Annotated in this window: 20 protein-coding genes, 1 pseudogene and 1 other annotated feature (1 of these 22 running past the window's edge); of the genes and pseudogenes, 19 read left to right on the forward strand and 2 right to left on the reverse strand. The window is 42.3% G+C overall.

Annotation, left to right across the window (positions count from 1 at the left end; translation table 11 throughout):
• Positions 1–198 precede the first annotated feature (198 nt).
• From BM241_RS01690 to BM241_RS01765, 17 genes and pseudogenes are all read left to right on the forward strand, one after another.
• Positions 199–1137 (forward strand): ABC transporter permease, encoded by a 939-nt coding sequence (locus BM241_RS01690; RefSeq protein ID WP_025748716.1) that lies wholly within the window; start codon positions 199–201, stop codon positions 1135–1137.
• Between the two features lie 7 nt (positions 1138–1144).
• On the forward strand, positions 1145–2122 hold the full coding sequence (locus BM241_RS01695) for an ABC transporter permease (RefSeq protein WP_025748715.1): 978 nt from the start codon (positions 1145–1147) through the stop codon (positions 2120–2122).
• A gap of 8 nt (positions 2123–2130) precedes the next feature.
• On the forward strand, positions 2131–3144 hold the full coding sequence (locus BM241_RS01700) for an ABC transporter ATP-binding protein (RefSeq protein ID WP_092281887.1): 1014 nt from the start codon (positions 2131–2133) through the stop codon (positions 3142–3144).
• Positions 3141–4124 carry an ABC transporter ATP-binding protein gene (locus BM241_RS01705; protein ID WP_025748713.1) on the forward strand — a complete coding sequence of 328 codons (984 nt, stop codon included), beginning with the start codon at positions 3141–3143 and terminating at the stop codon, positions 4122–4124. The genes BM241_RS01700 and BM241_RS01705 overlap by 4 nt, the downstream gene beginning before the upstream one ends.
• Before the next feature lie 91 nt (positions 4125–4215).
• Positions 4216–5820, forward strand: coding sequence for a peptide ABC transporter substrate-binding protein (locus BM241_RS01710; protein ID WP_092281888.1), 1605 nt, complete (start codon positions 4216–4218; stop codon positions 5818–5820).
• A 458-nt stretch (positions 5821–6278) separates the two neighbouring features.
• A complete protein-coding gene (gene murQ / locus BM241_RS01715) occupies positions 6279–7202 on the forward strand; it encodes an N-acetylmuramic acid 6-phosphate etherase (RefSeq protein ID WP_092281889.1) in 924 nt (307 codons plus the stop codon).
• Positions 7189–7425, forward strand: coding sequence for a hypothetical protein (locus BM241_RS12340; RefSeq protein WP_025748710.1), 237 nt, complete (start codon positions 7189–7191; stop codon positions 7423–7425). Before murQ ends, BM241_RS12340 begins: the two co-directional genes overlap by 14 nt.
• Positions 7364–7540, forward strand: a pseudogene (locus tag BM241_RS01720) (serine hydrolase); the annotation flags it as partial. The gene BM241_RS12340 and the pseudogene BM241_RS01720, both read left to right, overlap by 62 nt.
• A gap of 31 nt (positions 7541–7571) precedes the next feature.
• Positions 7572–8648, forward strand: coding sequence for a DUF871 domain-containing protein (locus BM241_RS01725; RefSeq protein ID WP_242948229.1), 1077 nt, complete (start codon positions 7572–7574; stop codon positions 8646–8648).
• 4 nt (positions 8649–8652) lie between these two features.
• Positions 8653–9801, forward strand: coding sequence for an exo-beta-N-acetylmuramidase NamZ family protein (locus BM241_RS01730; RefSeq protein WP_092281891.1), 1149 nt, complete (start codon positions 8653–8655; stop codon positions 9799–9801).
• 27 nt (positions 9802–9828) lie between these two features.
• Positions 9829–11403 carry a beta-N-acetylhexosaminidase gene (nagZ, locus tag BM241_RS01735; RefSeq protein ID WP_092281892.1) on the forward strand — a complete coding sequence of 525 codons (1575 nt, stop codon included), beginning with the start codon at positions 9829–9831 and terminating at the stop codon, positions 11401–11403.
• Positions 11400–12344: a BadF/BadG/BcrA/BcrD ATPase family protein gene (locus tag BM241_RS01740; RefSeq protein ID WP_207648945.1), complete on the forward strand. Its 945-nt coding sequence runs from the start codon at positions 11400–11402 to the stop codon at positions 12342–12344. The genes nagZ and BM241_RS01740 overlap by 4 nt, the downstream gene beginning before the upstream one ends.
• Before the next feature lie 23 nt (positions 12345–12367).
• Positions 12368–13558, forward strand: coding sequence for an anhydro-N-acetylmuramic acid kinase (locus tag BM241_RS01745; protein ID WP_092281893.1), 1191 nt, complete (start codon positions 12368–12370; stop codon positions 13556–13558).
• 220 nt (positions 13559–13778) lie between these two features.
• Positions 13779–14651, forward strand: coding sequence for a MurR/RpiR family transcriptional regulator (locus BM241_RS01750; protein ID WP_092281894.1), 873 nt, complete (start codon positions 13779–13781; stop codon positions 14649–14651).
• Positions 14652–14851: 200 nt separating this feature from the next.
• Positions 14852–15781 carry an ABC transporter permease gene (locus BM241_RS01755; protein WP_035147481.1) on the forward strand — a complete coding sequence of 310 codons (930 nt, stop codon included), beginning with the start codon at positions 14852–14854 and terminating at the stop codon, positions 15779–15781.
• 35 nt (positions 15782–15816) lie between these two features.
• Positions 15817–16710 carry a carbohydrate ABC transporter permease gene (locus tag BM241_RS01760; RefSeq protein WP_025748703.1) on the forward strand — a complete coding sequence of 298 codons (894 nt, stop codon included), beginning with the start codon at positions 15817–15819 and terminating at the stop codon, positions 16708–16710.
• 119 nt (positions 16711–16829) lie between these two features.
• Positions 16830–18440, forward strand: coding sequence for an extracellular solute-binding protein (locus BM241_RS01765; RefSeq protein WP_092281895.1), 1611 nt, complete (start codon positions 16830–16832; stop codon positions 18438–18440).
• 79 nt (positions 18441–18519) lie between these two features.
• On the opposite strand, the gene nagB is transcribed toward BM241_RS01765, so the two are convergent.
• Positions 18520–19251 carry a glucosamine-6-phosphate deaminase gene (gene nagB, locus BM241_RS01770; RefSeq protein ID WP_092281896.1) on the reverse strand — a complete coding sequence of 244 codons (732 nt, stop codon included), beginning with the start codon at positions 19249–19251 and terminating at the stop codon, positions 18520–18522.
• 335 nt (positions 19252–19586) lie between these two features.
• Here nagB and BM241_RS01775 point away from each other — a divergent pair, with 335 nt between their 5' ends.
• Positions 19587–19829, forward strand: a complete 243-nt coding sequence (locus BM241_RS01775; protein ID WP_092281897.1) for a DUF2179 domain-containing protein — start codon at positions 19587–19589, stop codon at positions 19827–19829.
• Between the two features lie 91 nt (positions 19830–19920).
• Positions 19921–21318: a dipeptidase PepV gene (pepV, locus tag BM241_RS01780; RefSeq protein WP_025748699.1), complete on the forward strand. Its 1398-nt coding sequence runs from the start codon at positions 19921–19923 to the stop codon at positions 21316–21318.
• A gap of 81 nt (positions 21319–21399) precedes the next feature.
• Here pepV and BM241_RS01785 read toward each other — a convergent pair whose 3' ends face one another.
• Positions 21400–21909 carry a methylated-DNA--[protein]-cysteine S-methyltransferase gene (locus BM241_RS01785; protein WP_025748698.1) on the reverse strand — a complete coding sequence of 170 codons (510 nt, stop codon included), beginning with the start codon at positions 21907–21909 and terminating at the stop codon, positions 21400–21402.
• Between the two features lie 301 nt (positions 21910–22210).
• Positions 22211–22403, forward strand: a binding site (T-box leader); it runs 71 nt beyond the window's last position.

Raw genomic sequence — 22403 nt, forward strand, 5'->3', positions numbered from 1 at the left:
ATGGAGTATAAAAAAGCATCTTAATAGGTATATAAATTGGCTGAATTATTGATTTTTCAAGGTCTAGCAGTCAATATTTAACTGCGAAGTTTGAGTAAACAATGTTAATTTATATTTATAAACATAAAGCACTAAATAAGCGCTAAATAAAAATGAGTTTTTCAGAGGATAAACAATAAAACTCAAGGGGGAAGTCTGGTGGGTAGATATATTATTCATAGATTAGTTTCTATGGCGCTTACACTTTTTTTTATAATTACTATTACCTTTTTTCTCATGCATGCCATACCAGGTGGACCGTTTACCCGTGAGAAACCTCTTCCAGAGGCTATTATTAAAGCCCTCAACGAGAAGTATCATCTCGATGACCCTGTATGGAAGCAGTATCTGGATTACTGGAAGGATATACTGCGGGGAGATTTAGGTCCTTCGTTTCAGTTGACAAACCGTACTGTTAACGAGCTTATTGGTCTGGGGTTCCCCATTACTGCCAGGCTGGGCATAGTGGCTATCGTATTTACTATACTTGTTGGCGTACCCTTGGGGATTCTTTCGGCACTCCGCCAGGGGAAGTGGCAGGATTACACTACCATGTTTATTGCAACTCTAGGTGTTACCATACCCAGCTTTGTACTGGCTACCGTACTTATATACTTTTTTGGGGTGGTATTGAAGATATTTCCGACTACCAGCGGCAGGTTGACCAGGCCTATTGAATACGTACTACCGGTTATAGCACTCTCGGGATATTCGTTGTCCTTTATTGCCAGACTGGTGAGATCCAGCATGCTGGATGTCATAAAGCAGGATTATATACGGACGGCCAGGGCAAAGGGGTTAAGCGAGTTTAAGGTTATATACAAACACGCCTTAAAAAATGCAATAATTCCAGTTATTACCTATTTAGGGCCTTTGGCAGCAGGGCTTTTGACTGGAAGCTTTGTTATAGAAAAGCTGTTTTCGATACCTGGAATGGGTGGTTACTTTGTAAACAGCGTTGGAAACCGTGATTATACCATGATTATGGGTTCTACTATATTTTATAGCGTTATCTTGGTTGTCATGAACTTTATTGTAGATATAATTTATGTTATGGTAGATCCGAGGATTAAGTTGATGGGTACAAAGGAGGGGTAAGGTAAATATGCAGGTACAAATAGATCCATCCCTGTTTGAGCCGATTAGAGGTAGAACCGATGTTGCAGATGAAATTGTGCGTCCCAGCATCACATACTGGCAGGATGCCTGGAGACGGTTTAAAAAGAATAAACCAGCTATGATTGGACTGGTGACGGTTATAATAATAATATTATCTGCTATCTTTGTTCCTATGTTTTGGCCTTATGATTATGCTACTCAAATCCGTGGACATGAGAACCAGGGTCCTTCATGGGAGCACCCCTTTGGGACTGATAGCCTGGGCAGGGATTTGTTCATCCGCGTGATGTACGGTGCCCGAATATCGCTCAGCATAGGGCTGGTTGCCAGCCTTATAAATCTTACTATTGGAGTGTTGTACGGTGGTATATCGGGATATGTTGGTGGCCGTGTGGACAACATTATGATGAGAATCGTGGATATATTGTATAGCGTCCCGTTGCTATTGTATGTTATATTGCTTCAGGTTGTTTTAGAGAAACCAATTGAACAGGCCTTTGAAACATCATTTTTAAGAGTATTTAAGGGCATAGGCTCTGATCTTATATTGATATACATTGTGCTTGGATTGGTGTACTGGGTAAACATGGCCAGGATAGTGCGCGGTCAGGTTTTAAGCCTTAAGAATCAAGAATTTGTTCTGGCGGCCAAAGCTCAGGGAGCCAGCGCTTGGCGCATTATTTGGAAACACCTTATTCCCAATGCCATTGGTCCCATTATTGTGACTGTAACCCTGGCCATACCTTCGGCAATTTTTACAGAAGCATTTTTAAGCTTTATCGGTATAGGTGTAAGTGCTCCTATGGCCAGTTGGGGTACCCTTGCCAGCGATGCATACAGAGGGATCAGAAGCTATCCGTATTTGCTGTTTTTCCCTGCGGCCTGTATCTGTATTACAATGATAGCGTTTAATTTGCTCGGGGATGGATTGAGGGATGCCCTTGATCCCCATATGAGGAAGTAGGTGATGATGTGGAGAAAGTTTTAGAGGTTAAAAATTTGCATACATCATTTTTTACCCATGTAGGTGAGGTAAAAGCTGTCAGAGGTGTAAATATTGATATATATCAGGGTGAGGCTGTAGGTATAGTGGGCGAGTCGGGCTGTGGTAAGAGCGTTACTTCCCTTTCGATAATGAGGCTTGTCCCGCCGCCAGGTAAGATCATCTGTGGGGAGATATACTTCAAAGGTGAGGACTTGCTTAAAAAAAGCGAAAAAGAGATGCAAAAGATCAGGGGAAATAAAATTTCTATGGTGTTTCAGGACCCCATGACCTCGTTGAATCCGGTGTATACTGTGGGGGATCAGCTCATGGAGCCTCTCCGGATTCACAAAAAGATGGATGCTAAATCTGCACGCCGGCAGGCTATTGAGCTACTCAAAGCTGTAGGAATTCCCGATCCTGAAAGGCGGCTTAATCAATACCCCCACGAGTTCAGTGGAGGCATGCGCCAGAGGGTAATGATCGCAATGGCTTTAAGCTGTCAGCCCGAACTTGTCATAGCTGATGAGCCTACCACGGCTTTGGATGTTACCATACAGGCCCAAATACTGGAGCTTTTGAAACAGCTTAAAGCAGAGTTTAACATGTCCATAATGCTTATTACTCATGATTTGGGGATTGTGGCTGACCTTTGCAGCAGGGTAATAGTAATGTATGCCGGAATTATTGTGGAGGAGGGGACTACAAGGGAGATATTTTACAATCCAAAGCATCCGTATACATGGGGGCTTTTAAAATCCATCCCAAGGATTAATATGCTATCGAAAGAACGATTGATTCCAATTGATGGACAGCCGCCTGACTTATTGAAACCACCCCAAGGTTGTCCGTTTATGCCTCGATGCCGTTACGCAATGAGGATATGCAAGGAACAGTGTCCCGGGCTGTATTCGGTTTCTGAAAGCCATAAGGCGGCGTGCTGGCTGCTTGATCCCCGTGCACCTGCTGTTACGTGGGATAGGGAAGGGGTGAATTTTGGATGAGTCGTTCAAATGAGGTATTGGTAGAAGTAAGAGATCTTAAAAAGTATTTTCCTGTAAGAGGCGGGCTTATAAGGGATAAAAATCAGGTCCTTAAAGCGGTTGATGGGGTTACCTTCAGTATCTATAAAGGTGAAACGCTGGGTTTAGTAGGAGAAAGCGGTTGCGGTAAAACAACGATTGGGCGCACAATTTTAAAGTTGTATTCGCCCACCAGCGGTCAGATTATATTTGATGGTAACGACATCACCAATCTGAATGACAGGCAGATGCGCCCGTACAGAAAGAGGATGCAGATCATATTTCAGGATCCTTATGCCTCGTTGAATCCCAGGATGACAGTGGGTGACATAATCGCCGAATCTATCGATATTCATAAGATTGCCAAGGGGGAAGAGAGAAAGGCCCTTATATATGACCTTTTAAACAAGGTGGGCTTAAGCAGTGAGCATGCCAACCGCTATCCCCATGAGTTCAGCGGTGGTCAGCGGCAAAGGATAGGCATTGCAAGAGCACTGGCTGTCAATCCTGATTTTATTGTCTGTGATGAACCTATATCCGCTTTGGATGTTTCTATACAGGCACAGGTGGTAAATCTTCTTGAGGATTTACAGGATGAGCTGGGGCTTACGTACCTGTTTATTGCGCACGACCTATCTATGGTTAAACACATATCTGATCGCGTTGGGGTAATGTATCTTGGGAAGTTGGTGGAGATCGCTCCTAGTGCTGAATTGTACGATAAGCCGCTTCATCCTTATACCCGGGCTCTGCTTTCGGCCATACCTATTCCTGATCCCGATGCTGCAAAACAGCGCAATCGCATAATTCTCAAAGGAGATGTGCCTACGCCTATAAATCCGCCGTCGGGATGCCGATTCAGGACGCGATGTCCTATAGCTCGTGAAAGGTGTGCAGAAGAAGAACCTGTTATGAAAGACTATGGTGGTGGACATATGGCGGCCTGTCATTTCATAGAATGATGGTAGGTTAAAAAATTGTGTTTCTAAAGCCAGTTTTGGCTTTTGGATAGAATAAGAAAACAAATAAAAGGGAAAAGGAGGAAAAGAAACCATGATTAAAAGAGCAATTGTATTATTGCTTTGTACGGCAGTGATCGTTTCGCTATTTACAGCTTGTGCATCAAGTGGTTCTGATAACAAACCCATTACTTACAACATGGGAGCTAATCCTAAAACTATTGATCCTCACTTAAATAATGCAGTTGAGGCAGGAAGTGTTATCGTGCACTGTTTTGAAGGGTTAACCCGTAAGGATGCAGAGGGGAAGATTCAGCCCGGTATGGCAGAGCGATGGGATATAAGCGATGATGGAACCAAGTATACCTTTTATTTGCGCGATGCCAAGTGGTCCGATGGCAAACCAGTGACAGCTCATGATTTTGTGTACTCCTGGAGAAGGGCTGTAGATCCTAACACAGGGGCCGAATACGCTTATCAACTGTGGTATATAAAGAATGCTCAGGCCATTACCGAAGGCAAGATGAGCCCCAAAGAATTGGGTGTAAGGGCTGTTGATGATAAAACTTTGGAGGTTGAACTGGAGGCTCCATGTGCATATTTCCTACAGCTGACTGCTTTCCCTACGCTGTTTCCTGTAAGAGAGGATATTATTGAGAAGTACGGCGATGGTTGGGCCAACAACCCTGAAACCTACATTACAAATGGACCCATGGTGATTACTGAATTTGTTGTCAATGAAAAGATTGTCTTAAAGAAGAGCGATACTTACTGGAACAAGGATGCCATAAAGGCTGATGAACTGGTGTTTACCATGATTTCTGACCCGGCTTCTGAGCTTTCGGCTTTTGAGGCTGGAGAAATTGACTTTGCTGATAGCCCCCCTGCTGAAGAGATTCCTAGATTAAAGAAAGAAGGGAAACTCACCGTAAAACCTCAACTGGGGACTTACTTCTATTGCCTCAATGTAGAGAAGCCCCCATTGGATAACCCCAAGGTAAGGAAGGCATTAGCTCTTGCTATTGATAGGCAGTACATCATTGACAATGCAGCCAAGAACTCTGCTTTTCCCGCTTATGCGTGGGTTCCCCCAGGGATGCCCGATGCAAAGGAGGGTTCTGATTTCAGGAAAGTTGGAGGGAATTATATAGGTGAAGATTATAAGAAAAATGTTGAAGAAGCCAAAAAGCTTTTGGCTGAAGCTGGATATCCCAACGGCGAGGGATTCCCTGAGCTGACGCTGCTCTTTAACTCGGAGGGTGGTCATAAGACTATTGCCGAAGCTGTTCAAGAGATGTGGAAGAACAACTTGGGTATAAATGTAAAGCTGGACAGCCAGGAGTGGGCGGTATTTCAGGAGACCCGTACACAGGGCAACTATGAAATTGCACGTCATGGCTGGGTGGGTGACTATGTTGATCCCATGACCATGCTTGATATGTGGCACAGCAAGAGCGGGCAGAACGACGCCAGGTGGAAGAACAGCGAATATGACCGACTCATTGAATTGGCCAAGAGATCAGGGGATCAAAAGGAAAGAATGGAAGCCATGCACAAGGCTGAGGAGATTTTAATGACAGAGATGCCCATAATTCCTATTTACTATTATACAGATTTGTACTTGATAAATCCTAAAATAGGAGGATTCTACTATGATCCATTAGGGTTCAAGGTATTCCTGTATGCGACAAAGAAATAAGACAAGATGGGGTGCAGCGGTATATAATACTAACTACAAAAAAAGAGCCGAGAGAATCGGCTCTTTTTTGTAGTGTATCTTGAAATAATATTTATATAAATTCAAAAATATATTGAAACTTTTTTGCGGATATGTTATTATTAAAGCATAAGTCATATATATAAGCGCTGATAATAATAAAGATTGAAAAAGTATAGGTTTTTGGCATGATTAAATACCTTAATTACCACTAATAGCTAACGGGGTTGATTATAAACAATTTGAGCTAATAGAGTCATTAGATTCTAGTAAAATAACTGCGATGATATTTAATAAAACCCGGGGGAAAGATTCAGTATTTTATCAGGGGTAGATGAATTGCTGGGTAAAAATAGCAACCAAAATAACAGGTAGGCCTAGATAGGCAATGGTAGGTGTGCACACCTAAAAAATTTATTAAAATGGGAGTTGTTGTGAAGATGGACGAATTGCTTCATTCCTTGACCACTGAACAGCCAAATGCAAATAGCAACGATATCGATAGGATGGATACTTTAAGCATTTTAAAGATTATGAATCAAGAAGATAAAAGAGTTGCTTATGCAGTGGAAGAAAAACTTGAGCAAATTGCAATGGCTGTGGATCAGATAGTAGAGAGAATAAAGAGAGGTGGGCGGCTTTTGTATTTTGGTGCCGGCACAAGCGGCAGGCTGGGCATACTGGATGCGGCCGAGTGCCCGCCTACTTTTGGAACTCCTCCCGAAATGGTGCAAGGCGTGATGGCAGGTGGAAGCCTTGGGGCGTTTGAAGTTGCCAGGGAGGATATAGAAGATTATAAAGAGGAAGGTATAGCAGACGTATCGAGAAAAGAGGTCACCAGCTTGGATTGCGTTGTGGGGATTTCGGCCAGCGGCCGGGCACCTTATGTGTTAGGCGTGTTGGAGGAAGCTAAAAGGCGAGGGGCGTTTACTGTATCAATCTCGTGTAATGCTCGTACGCTTATAGATAATATAGCGGATGTAAACATAAACGTGGTAGTGGGGCCTGAGGTGATAATGGGCTCTACCAGGCTTAAAGCGGGGACTGCGCAGAAGATGATACTGAATATGATATCCACGGCTACCATGGTGAAGCTGGGTAAGGTATATAAAAACCTCATGGTGGATGTAAGGCCCAAAAACAAAAAGCTTATCGAACGGGCAAAGAGGATCATAATGCTGGCAACTGACGTCTCTTATGAAGAAGCCGAAAAATATTTTGAATTGAGCAATGGAAATGCTAAGGTAGCAATAGTAATGATAAAAGCTGGAGTGGACTGCCAGACAGCCTGTAGGCTGTTGGAAAAGAACGAAGGGTTTGTGTCAAAAGCTATAGAAGAGGGTATGGTATATGGAAATAGATAAAAGCCTACTTGATGATGCATTGGCTCTTGTGAGGCAGGCGGTTGATAAAGGATATTTTCCGGGAGCCACTGTGGCCATTGGCCATAAGAATGGGCTTTATGGGGTTTGGCGGTACGGCAAGGCCTGCATATACCCGTCTGTAATTGAGCTTAACATGGATACCTTCTGCGTTTGGGCACACCGGATTTACGGGTACATCTATATGGGTGGATATACCGCATGATATATATGTGGTGTTGCTTACCAACAGGGTACATCCTTCAAGGCAAAACGATAGCATAATCAGGTTCAGGCGTGCATTTCACAATGCCGTGTTGTCGTCTGCGATATATAATTAAACGGCTCAGGTAGGGGGCTATTGAATTGAAGGTGGGTATATCTGTGTATTCAGGCGATTGTTACACGATAAGGGCCAACATGGAATACATAGACATGGCCAGCAGTTTTGGGGTTACCAGGCTATTCACTTCTTTTAATGTTGCGATGGGCAATAGACTGGCTTTTGACGAAGTTGTACATATCGTTAAGTATGCAAAGAGTAAAGACATGGACGTTATGGTGGATGTGTCTCCGGAAGCGTTTAAATTGGTGGGTGCGGATATTGTTGACCTTGGGCCTTTTTATCAGATGGGCGTGTCAGCAATAAGGTGTGACTATGGATTTGATGCACAAGCGATAGCTGTAATGTCATCAAACGCTGCGGGTATAGATATTGTGATAAATGCCAGCACCGCTACGGCCGGCTGGGTAGAGGAGATTATAAGGGCAGGAGGAAAAGTAGAAAATATAAGAGCGTGTCACAATTTCTATCCCCGTCCTTATACCGGTCTCTCGAAAGGATTTTTTGCCGAGAAGACGGCCATGCTGAAATCATATGGACTGGAGGTGGCGGCCTTTATCCCGTCACAGGCAGGGAAGAGGGGGCCGCTATACGAAGGTTTGCCAACCATAGAAGACCATAGGGTAAAATCCCCTGTTTTGGCCGCCAAGGATTTGGCATATAGCGGTATGGTGGATGCGGTATATTTTGGCGATGCTTATGCATCATATGAAGAGCTCAAGGGGATTTTAAGCGTGGACCCTCATGTGGTTGAGCTTGAGGTACAAATCTTTGAAGGCATATCCGATATTGAACGGGAGATCCTGTTTTTATCACATCATTTAAACAGGATGGACGCTTCCGAATATGTAATACGCTCATCGATTTCCAGAAGTAAGGCGATTTCTCCTATATCTCCTTTTAACTGTATAGCGCGGGATTCCAATGTGATCACCATCGATAATGAAAAAATGGGTAGATACATGGGGGAGCTGCAAATAGTGAAAAGGCCACTTCCGCGGGATCACAGGGTAAATGTGGTGGGAAAAGTGGACGATAGCAACGGCTTTTTACTGGATTATATAGGTCCTGGAACCAAATTTAAACTCATTAGGAAGGATGGTTAAATCAATGGCGTGTGTAAAATGCGGTATAGATGTGCTCAAAGAGCAGGCCAATAAGATAGAGGGGCTAAAGATAGGGCTTATAACGAATTACACGGCAGTAGATGTAAACTTAAGGAGTACCATCGATATATTGAATGAGGTGGGAAAATTGAGGTGCCTGTTTTCTCCTGAGCATGGGGTAAGAGGGGATTTACAGGCAGGTGTCCATGTGCTCGATTATGTAGATGAGAGGACGGGTATTAAAGTATACAGCCTGTACGGGCAAACCAAGAAGCCCACTGCAGAAATGTTGAAAGATGTGGATGTGCTCATATTCGATATCCAGGATGTAGGGGTGAGGTACTATACTTATCTGTATACCATGGCGTATGCCATGGAGGCCGCCAGTGAACTTGATAAGAAATTCATGGTGCTTGACAGGCCAAATCCGATAGGAGGACTACAGGTAGAGGGAAATGTACTTGATACCCGGTTTTCTTCTTTTGTTGGGATGTATCCCATTCCCATAAGATACGGTTTGACTATAGGGGAGCTGGCCTTGCTTATAAATGAGGAATTCGGTATAGGCTGTGATGTTGAGGTTATAGCTATGGAGGGCTGGAAACGGGATATGTATTATGATGAAACAGGACTTTTGTGGATTAATCCATCGCCTAACATCCCCTCTCTTGATGCCGCCGTTTTATATAGCGGTACCTGCCTCTTTGAGGGCACCAATATTTCTGAGGGCAGGGGGACTACGAGGCCTTTTGAGATTATAGGGGCACCGTGGCTTGATCCATATAAGCTTGCCGATGAGATGAACCAGAAAGGCTTAAGCGGGGTCATATTTAGGCCGGTACATTTTGTGCCGTATTTTTCAAAGCACAAAAATGAGCTGTGTAAAGGCGTGCAGATCCACGTAACCGACAGAAAACGCGTCAATGCGGTAGAAGTAGGGATTAGGCTTTTGTATACCATAGTCAAGATGAGCGGCGAGAATTTTAAATGGGTAGCCCCCTCCGGCGACAGCAGGCACTATTTCATTGATTATCTTGCTGGAACCGATGAACTGCGGCTCATGAAATATGAAGAAAACGAGCTTGTTGAAAAGTGGAAAAACCAGAGCGAAGAATTTAAGATGACAAAGGAGAAATATCATATTTACCAATAATTGGTGGGATGGAAAGGATGGAAGGTTATGAGAATTGATCACATGACTTTGGATCAAAAGATAGGCCAAATGCTAATGGTAGGCTTCCCTTCTATCTTTTATGATGACCATATTGAGCAATTGGTTGGGGAGTATAAAATAGGCAATGTCATACTCTTTTCTCGAAACGTTAAGGACGCTAAGCAGACCAGGGACCTGTGCGTCGATATTCAAAGGAACGTCCTTGAGCATACCGGCATTCCTGCCTTTATTTCCATTGACCAGGAGGGAGGTATGGTTACCAGGATCTATAAAGATGCTACCTATTTGCCTGGCAACATGGCGGTGGGAGCTACGCACGATCCCGCAAATGCCCGTAAAGTAGCCGAGATAGCGGCCAAAGAGCTCAGGGCTTTGGGCATAAACATGAATTTTGCACCGGTTTTGGATGTAAACAATAACCCTTTGAATCCCGTAATAGGCGTTAGATCTTATGGGGAAGATCCGAAAAAAGTAGCGAATTTTGGGGTAAGTTACATAAAGGGGCTGCAAGGCGGGGGCGTAATTGCTACAGCCAAGCATTTTCCAGGGCATGGAGATACGTCTGTAGATTCTCACCTTGATCTGCCCTTGGTGGCACATGGCAGAGAAAGGCTGTATAAAGTTGAACTTTATCCCTTTAAAAAGGCTGTAGAAAATGGCGTTGATGCTGTGATGACGGCTCACATACTCTTTCCTGCTTTGGAGGAAAACAAGCTGCCAGCTACATTGTCGTACAACATCCTCACAAATGTTTTAAGAAAGGAATTCAACTTTAAAGGCATAATCATCACAGACTCCATGGAAATGAATGCAATCGCTAAATATTTTGGCATCGCCAGAGCAGCCGTACTGGCAATAAAAGCGGGAGCCGACATAGTTTTAGTGTCCCACACCAAAAATACTCAGATTGAAGTCTTTAATGAAATTAAAAGGGCCGTTTTAAGGGGAGAGATATCCATTGATAGGATAGATGAATCTGTTGACAGGATAATAAGGCTAAAACAAAAATACAGGCTTTTTGAAGACCCATATCCCGATGAAAGCAGCATTGAACTATTGGGAAGTAAGGAGCACCAGGAGATCGTCAGGGAGATAAGTTTAAACAGCATTACGGTGGTAAAGGATGAACTGGGGCTTTTGCCTATAAAAGGGCAAAAAATTTTGGCTATATCTCCTGAAATGACTCCAGTTTCAGCCGTTGATGATAAGGTGACGACGAAATTATCTTTCGCCAATTCTTTTGTAGAGAGGTTTGGCGGGATAGGGAGGACCATTCCTGTAAATCCAGACAGAGCGTTTATAGATTCCATCAAGCGAGAGGCAGAGGGGAAAGAACTCGTTGTAGTAGGAACATATAATGCTAATTTAAATGAAGGCCAGGCTGAGCTGGTAAACGCATTGCTGGAGGTTAACAAACACATCGTCGTCGTGGCTTTGAGAGATCCTTATGATTTGTTAAAATTCAAGGGGATCTCGACATATTTGTGTGCTTATGAATACACCCCTCTTTCGGTGCAAAGCGTTATGGAGGTTTTGAGTGGGAACCATACACCTCGGGGCAGATTGCCTGTTTCTTTATGAAGAGGTGGGGAGGCGTGGAGTACGTCATTGGCATTGATGGCGGCGGTACAAAAAGCGCCATTTCGATAGCTGATTTGCGGGGCAATATTATCCTCACTGAATACGGCGGTTCTACTAATATAAGGGCTCAGGAAGAATCTCAGGTATATGATGCCCTGAAGTCCTTGATAGGGAATGCAGTGGAACATGCTGGTTTAAACATAGAAGATTGCAAAGCTATATGTATTGGTAGCGCGGGAGCGGGCAGGAAGGAAGAACAAGAGGTTATAAAGGATTACGTGAAATCTTTAGGGCTAAAAGGGAATATTGTAATAACCAACGACGCCGAAATAGTTATTGCAGAGATGACAGGTGGAAGGGAAGGCATTGCTGTTATTGCAGGTACGGGGTCAATAGCCTATGGGATTGGTAAGAACGGTGAAAGGGTAAGGGTTGGTGGATGGGGGCATATTGTTGGAGATGAGGGAAGCGCTTATTATATTGGCCTTGAGGCCATAAAAGCCGCTTTGAGATGTTATGACGGAAGAGAACCTTACACCCATTTGCTACCCATGCTGATGGAGGAGATTGGCATAGCCACTCCTGAGGAGTTTGTGCGGTTTGTGTACAGAAAGGATATAAGAAAGAGCGAGATTGCGGCGTTGGCAAAAGTGGTTGACCAGGCGCACAAAAAGGGTGACAACAAGGCTAAGGAGATACTTATGGATGCGGCAGAGCAGCTTTTTTTGCTCGCAAAGGCTGCTATAAGAGGGATAAAGGCGGAGCAGGATGCTATAATGGTCGTGGTAAGCGGCAGCGTTTTAATAAACAACCTTTTGGTCTATAAGGAGTTCGTCAAGCTGCTTACCAAAGAGTATCCAAATGTGACCGTTGAAAAGGCAAAGGCAGACGCTTCAAGAGGAGCTGTGATAGTGGCTTTGAAGTCTATCAAGCTTATTTAAGCATACGGGGAAGGGTAAGAGGTATGAATAGGCTTATTGAGATTTACCGAAAGGAAGAAAGGTTAGTCATAGGGCTTATGTCGGGTACTTCTGTTGACGGGATTGATGCTGCCCTTGTAAGGATTAGGGGGAAAGGGCTTGATACAAAGATAGAATTGTTGGAATTTGAAAATTTTTCTTACGATGATCATGTAAGGGAAAGAATATTCGAATTGTTTGAGCCATCAACAAGCACTGTAGAAAAGATTTGTCATATGAATTTTTTGCTGGGAGAGTTGTTTGCTGAAGCAGCTTTGAAAATCATTAAAAAAGCGCATATGAGCCCCAATAACGTTGACCTTATAGGTTCGCACGGCCAGACCATTTACCATATTCCTCAAATAATTGAGGATTTAAGTTATAGGATTAAATCCACTTTTCAAATCGGCGAGCCAGCGGTTATTGCCGAAAGAACCGGCATTGTGACGGTTGGCGATTTTAGGGTAAGGGATGTGGCTGCAGGGGGAGATGGAGCGCCGCTGGTACCATATACCGACTATATATTGTATCGCAATCCAGAAAATACTATAGCTTTGCAGAATATCGGCGGAATTGCTAATGTCACTGTATTGCCTGCTGCGTGTGGAGTTGAAGATGTAATGGCTTTTGATACAGGCCCTGGCAATATGGTTATTGATGAAGTGGTCAAAAGGGTTACAGGAGGGGTATTGAAATATGATAAAGACGGACATTTGGCAAGCAAAGGGAGGGTTAACAGCCAGCTGTTGGATGAATTATTAAAGGATGAATATTTTGTTAAAAGGCCTCCTAAGACAACGGGCAGAGAGTACTTTGGGGCATCCTATGTGGACAGGCTTATGGAAAGAGCGGCCAGATTAAATCTCGATAAATGCGATTTGGTCGCTACGGTAACCGCCCTAACTGCAAAATCCATAGCAAACAGCTATAGGGATTTTATAATACCATTGTACAAGATTGATAGGGTGATTATCAGCGGTGGAGGAAGCTATAATAAAACGCTGGTTAGGATGATAAAAGAGTATTTACCTGAGATGGAAGTAATGACACAAGAGGATATGGGGTTCAATAGCGATGCCAAGGAAGCTGTAGCTTTTGCCATTCTTGCAAATGAGGCTATAAATGGCCATTTTAACAATATACCCAAAGCTACGGGCGCCAAACATCCGGTGGTAATGGGGAAAATTTGTATGTAAGGGGGAGTTTGAGATGTTTATGGACGTCTGAAAAAAGCGCGGCAGGGAATTTGTATAAGGAAGACGGGCTTTAAAGTGACCAGGAGATTTCACATTATGAGATTTGGTGTTTGAGTAATTGAAACAAGAAGGTATGTATGACAAAATATGATGAATGAGGTATAATATTGACTGAATATGGTTTTTAAAAATTTACTAAAGAAAGGAAGAGGCTGAGTTTATGTCTGCTCAACACGACTATGTTTTAAAGATTAAGAATATATATAATGAACTAAATCCTACCGAGAAAAAGATAGCCGATTATCTTCTCAACAATATTGAGGAAGTGTTTACCCTTTCAATTCAAGAATTAGCTGAGAAAACAGGGGTTAGTGAAGCGGCATGGGTTAGATTTTGTAAGTTATTGGGCTATTCAGGGCTTAAGGATTTCAAAAAGGCTTATGTCATGAATGGCCTTGCCAGGGAGAAAAGCGAAGCTGGTGAAGAAGAGCAGCTGTATACGGATATTAAAGGATATACCAGTATAGAAAGCATTATTGACAATGTGAGTTTGTTAAATGGTAGAGCAATATCGGATACGCAAAAGATACTGGATGCTAATAGCGTTAAAGAGGCCATAGATGTTCTCAGCAAAGCCGGAAAGATCTTGTTTCTTGGCGTTGGAGCTTCTGGACTGGTGGCTCAAGACGCTGCCTATAAGTTTGTAAGGATAGGCAAAAATGCTATAGCACCAACGGATTTCCATATGCAGTTGACTCATACTTATTTATTGGGAGAAAATGATGTGGCGGTTATAATATCTTATTCAGGGCGTACCAAGGAGATGATAGAGTGCCTTGAGATTGCTAAAGAATTGGGTTGTACAGTGATAAGCATTACTAAATACGGCAAGAATCCAATTGCCAGCAAAGCCGATATAACTCTTTTTATCAGCACACCAGAGATTGAGAAAAGAAGCGGTGCTATGGGATCACGTATTGCGCAGCTTACGGTAATAGACATCTTATTTACTGGGGTTGCGAATAAGGAATATGAAAATGTGAAGGATTTGCTTACCAGGACATCCCAGTATACCGTAAACCATAAGGCGTAACAGTTTACAAAAATTTTTTTCAAAAAATCGTTTTTAAAAATGAAATATAGTTGACAAAACCTTGATTATTTGCTAATATAAGAAATGAAGAGGGTGATGAGAGACCTCATTTAAAGCAATGTAATAATGCCATTTGATTTCCTCATTTAATATTATCGGCGACATGGACAGTAGAAATTACCATGGAAAGAAGGGTGTGAATGAGGAGATTTAAAAATATAAATTATAGAAAGGTTGCAACAAAGCTATGGGCTGATCGATATATTTATCTTATGATTTTGCCTGTTGTTGTTTATTATATAATATTCAAATATTGGCCAATGTGGTGGCTGAGAGTAGCGTTTTATGATTTCAAAATTTTGAAAGGGTTTAAAGGAAGTGATTTTGTAGGGTTGAAACATTTTATAGCCTTTTTCAAAAGTCCCGACTTCTTTCAAATCATATGGAATACCATATATCTTAACATATTAAGCTTAATTTTTGCCTTTCCGGCACCCATCATTTTTGCCTTATTGTTAAACGAATTATCTAATAGCAAATTTAAGAGAGCTATTCAGACCGTTAGTTATTTACCCTACTTTTTATCTACAGTGGTTGTGGTCAGTATGATCAAAACCTTCTTATCGCCTTCTATCGGTACATTGAATAGTATTATAAAAAGTTTGGGGTATGAGCCTATACACTTCATTGGTGATCCAGAATATTTTAGACCAATTATGATTTTATCGGGTATTTGGCAGGGGATTGGGTGGAATTCTATTATTTATTTATCTGCTATTTCTGGAATAGACACAGAATTATATGAATCTGCAGTTATTGATGGTGCAAAACGCTATCAACAAATATTATATATAACAATACCTGGTATTTCGACAACTATTATAATAATGCTTATATTACAAATAGGGAATTTACTATCAGTAGGTTTTGAGAAAGTATATTTATTGCAAAATGCGCAGAATATTCGAGTTTCAGAAGTTTTATCTACCTATGTATACAAAATGGGAATAACTCGAAGTAACTATAGCTTTGCTACAGCGGTTGGATTGTTCAATGGCGTGATTAGTTTAATTCTTGTATTGTTGGCCAATAAGCTAAGTAAAAAATACTCTGAGATAAGTTTAATCTAGAGACAGACACGGGCGAGAGAAAGGAAGGTTCTTAGATGTCTATTCGAAATAAAAACAGCATAGGGGAGAAAATATTCGACTCGGTCAATGTTATTATAATGTGCTTACTTGGTATAGCTTTTATTTATCCGGTGCTTAATGTACTTGCAATTTCGTTGAGCTCAAGCGGCCCTATTTTGCGTGGTGAGGTTTCGTTTTATCCTGTGCAATTAACTTTTAAGGGCTACGAAAACATATTTAGTAACAAATACATATGGATTTCTTATGGAAATACTATCTTTGTAGCAAGTGTAGGATGTATAATAGGACTTATTATGACTTGTTTTGCAGCTTATCCGCTTGCCTTCGGGGATTTTTATGGTAAAAAAGTATATAGCTATATGATTTTATTCACTATGTGGTTTGGCGGGGGGTTAATACCAACATACTTGGTGATGCAAAAGCTGAAACTAATAAATTCACATTGGGCGTTAATTTTAAATTTCCTGGCTCCGGCTTACTACATAGTCGTGTTAAGAAGCTTTTTTTCCACTATTCACAAATCATTGATAGAGTCAGCTAAACTTGACGGAGCCAACGATATTGTATGCATGTTTAAAATTGTATTACCCGTATCTAAACCGGTGTTGGCAACTATATCTTTGTGGTATATTGTTGGGCATTGGAATAGTTTCTTGCCGCCTCTTATGTATCTAAACGATAGAATGAAATATACGCTTCAGATAGTATTATATGATATCGTTTTGCAAGCTTCAGGGGCCATATATGAGCTTACAGATGTAGTACAGACTGGGGAAGGGTCGATGCTGATTCCTCAGCAAGTGCAACACGCGGTTATTTTTGTTGCTATGTTACCTATGCTTGTTATCTATCCGTTTATTCAAAAGTATTTTGTAAAAGGCGTTATGATCGGTTCTATAAAAGGTTGATTTTATAAAAAGGCTGATTCTTGTTAAACCAGGCTAAATAACAACACATATAAATATGTATTTTTAAAGTTTTTATATATTTTATATAGAAAACTAAAAGGTAAAAGGGGTGTTTTAAAGTGAAAGGATTTAGAAAAATTGCAGTATTGCTAACGGTTTTTATTATGTTAGTGTCTATTTTTTCTGGCTGTTCAAAAGATAAAACCAATGATAAAGTTAGTACAGAAACAGAACAGCATGCAACAACTCCTTCTGAAGAGACTAATGAGGGTGAAGAGAAAAATGATACCTTATTTAAAGAAACGTTCAAATTTAGTTATATGGGAAGCATTTGGGGAGACCATCCACAAGAAGGAAATCCAATCTTTGATGAATTGATGAAAAGGACCAATACAGAAATTGAGTTTCAGTGGTACCCAGCAGCTAATTATGCGGATAAGGTATCGGTTACGCTTGCTTCTGGGAATATACCTGACATGATAGCTGGAGCAAGCATACCTACGCTAATCAATGAAGGAGCAATAATTCCATTAGATGAACTATTAGAAAAGCACGGGCAGAATATTTTAAACAGTTTAAAAGAGGAGGATTATTTCCATGTGAGGCAAGTGGTAGATGGTAAAATATACCATATACCTTTTATTCTTGATTTTGATCCTGCTTATGCAATGCAAATTCGTAAGGATTGGCTAGAAAATGTAGGAATAGAGAAGATACCCGAGACATGGGATGAGTGGAAGGCTGCTTGGAGAGCCTTTAAAGAGCAGGATGCCAATGGTGATGGGGATCCAACCAATGAAATTCCATATGCTGGTGATATTTATTCGCTATTGCCTGCCTTTGGGATAAACGTTGCTAATAAGATAGGATTTACGCTGGATGCTGAAGGGAATTATACCTTAATGTATGAGCTCCCAGAATTTAAACTTTTCTTGGAAGAAATGCGAGCATTGTACAAAGAAGGATTGTTGGATAAAGAATTTGCTACAAGAGGAACATTTGTCAATAATCCTGAGTTAGAAAAGGTAGCTCAAGCCAATCTTGCAGGCTCAATGATGACCTGGGCTGCCAATACAAGAACCACAACAGAAGTGCTTAGGGAAATTGATCCAAAAGCCACGTTGATAGGAGTAAAACCTATACAAGGGCCACAGGGTAAAAGGGGTATACCGTCCAGAGTAAGAGTGAGCGGTGGTGCTGCCATTACTGTTGCCGCTGAAGATAAAGCAGAAAATATAATTAAGTTCTTCAATTATGTATTCAGTGAAGAAGGAATAAGGTTGATGTCCTATGGTATTGAAGGGGTGCATCATGAAATTGTAGATGGGAAACCGGTATTGAAGGCGCCTTATAATGAGTCTTTTGCTGAATTCAGAAAAGCCGGATTGAACTTTACACCTTTCCCTCATTTGTTCACAGAAGATGCCTATATGCAAGTTTTGTTGGGCGGCAAAACTTATGAAGAGATTTCCGAACCTATGAAGTTATTCTATGACGCCCTATATGTTGGGAAAGAGTATTTCTTCACACCGATTCCTGTCTTGAATACCAAGGCATATACCGAATATCAGGCGCAAATATTCCCCAAATTAGAGGGGCTGCTGGCTCAGTGTATAACCGGTGAGATAAGCATTGAGGAATTCTATAGCGAGTACGAAAAGCTAAAGGCAGTAGGTTTGCAGGAGATTCTGAATGAAGGAAGAGAGGCATGGAAAATGTTGACAAAATAAGTATTAACCTTGTTTATAAAAAAGGCTACTGAGTTACTCAGTAGCCTTTTATTTTTTAAGCCTTGAAGGCTTTTCACCTTTACCTGTCCAAAGCGGATGCTGCGTCTTCATCAAGGATGACTGTTACATTTGGATGAAGCTGAAGCACTGAGGCAGGTACGTCAGTGGTGACAGGTCCATGAAGCGCTTTGCTTATAATCTCTGCTTTGTCCTTTCCAGAGGCCAAAAGGAGGATTTTCTGCGCCTGCATAATGGTTTTTATGCCCATAGAAATAGCTTTACGTGGTACTTCATCTGGTGAGTTGAAGAACCTGGAGTTTGCTTCGATGGTGCGCTGCGCCAGCTCCACAACGTGGGTGAGGGAATGGAATGGGGTACCCGGTTCGTTGAAGCCAATATGGCCGTTATGTCCAATGCCTAATATCTGTAGGTTAATACCTCCGGCCTGGGCTATCATCTTTTCGTAAGCTTTGCATTCCTCTTCCAATGATGGAGCCACACCGTTGGGCAAATGGACGTTTTCCCTCTTTATGTTGATATGGTTGAAGAGGTTTTCGTCCATGAATCGGTGATAGCTGCAGGGATGATCCTTGTCGAGGCCCACATATTCGTCGAGATTAAAGGTTACCACGTTGGAAAAGTCAACTTTGCCTTCTTTGTTCATCTTAACCAAATTTTTATACATCCCCACAGGCGTACTGCCGGTTGCCAGGCCGAGAACAGTGTGGGGATTGCTGTTTATTTGTTTGGCCACAATTTCAGCTGCCGTTTGGCTCATCTCTTCATAATTTTTGCATATTATGATCTTCATCATTTGAACACTCCTTTTTAATGATTTTGTGGTTTTGAATGATTTTATCAAAAAATTCGGTGGATACCGTTTGCACGCATTTTATCGGCTAACAAATTTATGTAAGATTTACCAGCCAGCTTTTGAACAGGCCACTGCAGTTAGAATTAGCATGACCCCCAACTTATTTTACCATGTTTTGCACGCCGATGCAGCCCCTTTTGTACAAAAACTTTTAGAAAGAAACGAAAATTTCTGATAATTGGCTTAAAAATACATAAACGGTATTTTTGTGTTATAATATAGATTAGTTGCAAATAGCGGAATAGTAGTGGACAATAGATGTAAAGGATACTATGATTGCAGCCATTTTCGGTGGATTGATTTCGGGAACGGGAACGGGCATCGTAATAAGGAACCGTGGTTCGCTAGGCGGTACTGACATCATATCGCTGCTTATTATATACATGGTGGTACGAACCATGGAGCTGTCAAAGCTCAGGGAAGTGGTGCACAAGGTTGATCCTGGTGCATTTATGTCAATAATAGATACCAGGGAAGTAGAGGGAAAAGGCTTCAGCGTTGAGGAGGTACTTTAAACCTTTTTAGGGTAGGCCGTACAAAACTGGCGAGCACAACAGCGGGGTTCAGTGTTGAGGATAAATTTTAAATTCAGGGAGGGATTTTTTTATGGATTTGAACCACATCATTGAATCGTACAGGGACGAAATAATACGTTCGACTCAGGAGCTGGTGGCCATACCCAGCGTAGAGGGGGAGCCACAGCCTGGCAAGCCGTTTGGCGAGGATGTCTACAGGGCGCTTGACTACGTGTTGACCCTTGGCAGAAGGCTCGGGTTTGAGACGAAAAACGTAGATGGCTATGCTGGCCATATAGAATTCGGTCAAGGGGAAAAGATGCTGGGGATATTAACGCATTTGGATGTGGTGCCCGAAGGAAGTGGGTGGACTTATCCACCGTATGGCGGGGAGATTCACGATGGCAGGATTTACGGCAGAGGAGCAATTGACGATAAAGGGCCAACCATTGCGGTGCTTTATGCCATGAAAGCCGTTATGCAGTCCGGGATCCCGGTAAATAAGAAGGTGAGACTAATACTGGGCACCGATGAGGAGAGCGGCTGGGAGGACCTCAAATATTATTTTAAGCGAGAGGCAGTACCCGATTTTGGGATGAGCCCTGACGGACGCTATCCTATTATCAACGCCGAAAAGGGAATTTTGCACATAGCCTTGTGTAAGAAGTTTTCCAGTGGGCAAAAATCTTCTATCGGGATTGAAAAAATATACGGGGGCCAGAGGCCAAATGTGGTGCCCGACGAGTGCATCTGCGTTTTTGGGCCAGGCGTTGATAGGGAAAAATTGATTAAAGACATTGAAAACCTAAAAAGTAAATCGGGATATACGATAGAGGTTGAATTGGGTGATAGAGATACTGTAATCGTTAAATCTATTGGTCAACTCGCTCACGCCAGCATGCCTGAAAAAGGGAAGAACGCCATTGGTCAGATGCTGCTCTGCCTGTCAGCTCTGGGACTGGGATATAGCGAGATGGAGAGGTTCATCGCTTTTCTCAGTGAGGCCATTGGAATGCAGGTTGACGGCCAATCCATGGGGCTGGCGCTGGAAGATCAGCTTTCGGGGAAGCTCACCCTCAATTTAGGCATGATTCAAGTGGACAGCCAGGTCGGGCGTGCCGTTATCGATATACGCTATCCAGTGAGCTTTGAAGAACAGGAAATACTGGCACGCATACACATGGTGGCTGACATGCATGGCGTAGAGGTAGAGGTTTTAGACCATCAGGGCCCTCTTTATGTGCCCGAGGACCACTTCTTGGTGCAAACGCTGAAGAAGGTATATGCGGAGCAAACAGGGCAACCCGCCTATACTGTTGCTATAGGTGGCGGTACCTACGCCAGGGCGATTAAAAATGCTGTTGCCTTTGGAGCGGTCTTCCCTGGAAAGCCCGAGATGGCACATCAGAGGAATGAGTATATAGAAATCGAGGACCTGATGATGAATGCTAAAATCTATGCCCACGCCATTGCCGAGCTTGTTAAGTGACAATATACTGTGAAATTGCCGCCGTTGTATCATGTCGCTGCTAAACAGATTTTGATGGCAGTGCAATAACGGCGGCATTGTTTATCGGTATTTATTGTGGGATATTCCTTCTAGATCCAGCAAAGCCTTTTTTATTTCAATTCCTGCGCTAAAGCCTCCCAAATTCCCACTGGCTGTAAGTACCCTGTGACAGGGTATTATTATGGGTATGGGGTTGGCGCCGCAAGCTTGGCCCACTGCACGGAAGGCTTTGGGATGACCGATCTGTATGGCAATGTCTTTGTAGCTTCGCACCTTGCCGTAAGGTATTGACTGCAAGGCCTTCCATACTTTCAGCTGGAATGGAGTACCATCTATGTCGATGGGTACATCGAAATGTTTTCGATGCCCTTGAAAATACTCACGGAGTTCAATGGCTGCAGGATGGGATAAATCGATGATATGGGGTATGTTTTCTTGAGTCAATTTTTCTATAATAGCATCAAGTGAAGTAAAGTGTATTCCCCTGACTCCTCTAACAGAAGCTATAATAGTGATAGGGCATATGAAGTCTTCAACCTGAGCTATTATATAATTTTCTTGGTTTGGCATAAGCTATTCCACCTTTGTGTTGTGTTTATGATTCATGTTATGGTTACATTTAAGTAAGGAGATTTTAACATTCTACTAATAGCAAAACTTAATATATGATTTTGACTACTCCGTCTTTTCTAGGTAAACGCTCCATTCATAAAGTTCCACTCCTTGTGTTATTGTTTGATGTAAATCCATAAAAATTATTCTATAAATAGAATCAAATTCCTTCCCAGGGTAAGCTTTTTCTCTCAAAAAACTACTTGCTTTTCTGGATAATTTATATTAAAATATACCTAATTATACATAATTATGCATCGAAAAGGCGATGAAGGGAAGAGTAGCGTTTTCAGGCGGGCTTAAGAGAGCCGGTGGTTGCTGCGAACCGGTGCCCGGGGAAATGGCGAAGTCGTCCTGGAGCTGCAGGGCTGAAACGGTGCTAGTAAGCTCTGACGGGAATGCACCCGTTACAGTGCAAGGATATAAGCCTGAGCTTGTGCAAGGCCGTATCC

Origin of the sequence: Caldicoprobacter faecalis, assembly GCF_900115765.1 — a bacterium.
GTDB classification, from domain to species: Bacteria; Bacillota; Clostridia; order Caldicoprobacterales; family Caldicoprobacteraceae; genus Caldicoprobacter; species Caldicoprobacter oshimai.

Excerpts from the sequence above, each read along its gene's own strand:
- BM241_RS01695 (WP_025748715.1), top strand. The coding sequence starts at position 1,145 with ATGCAGGTACAAATAGATCCATCCCTGTTTGAGCCGATTAGAGGTAGA.
- BM241_RS01705 (WP_025748713.1), top strand. The coding sequence starts at position 3,141 with ATGAGTCGTTCAAATGAGGTATTGGTAGAAGTAAGAGATCTTAAAAAG.
- BM241_RS01710 (WP_092281888.1), top strand. The coding sequence starts at position 4,216 with ATGATTAAAAGAGCAATTGTATTATTGCTTTGTACGGCAGTGATCGTT.
- murQ (WP_092281889.1), top strand. The coding sequence starts at position 6,279 with ATGGACGAATTGCTTCATTCCTTGACCACTGAACAGCCAAATGCAAAT.
- BM241_RS12340 (WP_025748710.1), top strand. The coding sequence starts at position 7,189 with ATGGAAATAGATAAAAGCCTACTTGATGATGCATTGGCTCTTGTGAGG.
- BM241_RS01730 (WP_092281891.1), top strand. The coding sequence starts at position 8,653 with ATGGCGTGTGTAAAATGCGGTATAGATGTGCTCAAAGAGCAGGCCAAT.
- nagZ (WP_092281892.1), top strand. The coding sequence starts at position 9,829 with ATGAGAATTGATCACATGACTTTGGATCAAAAGATAGGCCAAATGCTA.
- BM241_RS01740 (WP_207648945.1), top strand. The coding sequence starts at position 11,400 with ATGAAGAGGTGGGGAGGCGTGGAGTACGTCATTGGCATTGATGGCGGC.
- BM241_RS01745 (WP_092281893.1), top strand. The coding sequence starts at position 12,368 with ATGAATAGGCTTATTGAGATTTACCGAAAGGAAGAAAGGTTAGTCATA.
- BM241_RS01750 (WP_092281894.1), top strand. The coding sequence starts at position 13,779 with ATGTCTGCTCAACACGACTATGTTTTAAAGATTAAGAATATATATAAT.
- BM241_RS01755 (WP_035147481.1), top strand. The coding sequence starts at position 14,852 with ATGAGGAGATTTAAAAATATAAATTATAGAAAGGTTGCAACAAAGCTA.
- BM241_RS01760 (WP_025748703.1), top strand. The coding sequence starts at position 15,817 with ATGTCTATTCGAAATAAAAACAGCATAGGGGAGAAAATATTCGACTCG.
- nagB (WP_092281896.1), bottom strand. The coding sequence starts at position 19,251 with ATGAAGATCATAATATGCAAAAATTATGAAGAGATGAGCCAAACGGCA.
- BM241_RS01775 (WP_092281897.1), top strand. The coding sequence starts at position 19,587 with ATGATTGCAGCCATTTTCGGTGGATTGATTTCGGGAACGGGAACGGGC.
- pepV (WP_025748699.1), top strand. The coding sequence starts at position 19,921 with ATGGATTTGAACCACATCATTGAATCGTACAGGGACGAAATAATACGT.
- BM241_RS01785 (WP_025748698.1), bottom strand. The coding sequence starts at position 21,909 with ATGCCAAACCAAGAAAATTATATAATAGCTCAGGTTGAAGACTTCATA.